This window comes from Staphylococcus caeli (assembly GCF_900097965.1).
Taxonomy (GTDB): Bacteria; Bacillota; Bacilli; order Staphylococcales; family Staphylococcaceae; genus Staphylococcus; species Staphylococcus caeli.
In genome coordinates this window covers 1-635 of the sequence record NZ_FMPG01000036.1, presented here as the reverse complement: position 1 = coordinate 635, position 635 = coordinate 1, and the positions used below count along the sequence as shown (strand labels likewise).

Here is a 635-nt window from a genome sequence, read left to right as displayed (position 1 = left end):
GTAACTTCAACAGATAAAGATGGAAATGTGTCGGATGAAGCAACAACAACAGTTACAGATACGACAGCACCAGAAGCACCAACGGTGAATGACGTAACAAGTGACGATACAACAATCAGTGGAACAGCAGAACCAGGTTCAACAGTAACAGTAACGTTCCCAGATGGAACAACAGCAACAGGAACAGCAGATGATGAAGGAAACTACACAATAGATATTCCAACAAATGTTGACTTAAAAGGCGATGAAAATATCGTTGTAACTTCAACAGATAAAGATGGAAATGTGTCGGATGAAGCAACAACAACAGTTACAGATACGACAGCACCAGAAGCACCAACGGTGAATGACGTAACAAGTGACGATACACAAATTTCAGGAACAGCAGAACCAGGTTCAACAGTAACAGTGACGTTCCCAGATGGAACAACAGCAACAGGAACAGCAGATGATGAAGGAAACTACACAATAGATATTCCAACGAATGTTGATCTTAAAGGTGGGGAAACGTTAAACGTAACTTCAACAGATAAAGATGGAAACGTGTCGGATGAAGCAACAACAACAGTTACAGATACGACAGCACCAGAAGCACCAACGGTGAATGACGTAACAAGTGACGATACAACAATCAG

The 635-nt window shown here is 41.6% G+C and carries 1 protein-coding gene; it reads left to right on the top strand.

The window, feature by feature from the left end:
* The coding region (locus tag BJS11_RS13185) for an Ig-like domain-containing protein (protein ID WP_245167202.1) at positions 1 to 635 on the top strand (635 nt) is incomplete at both ends.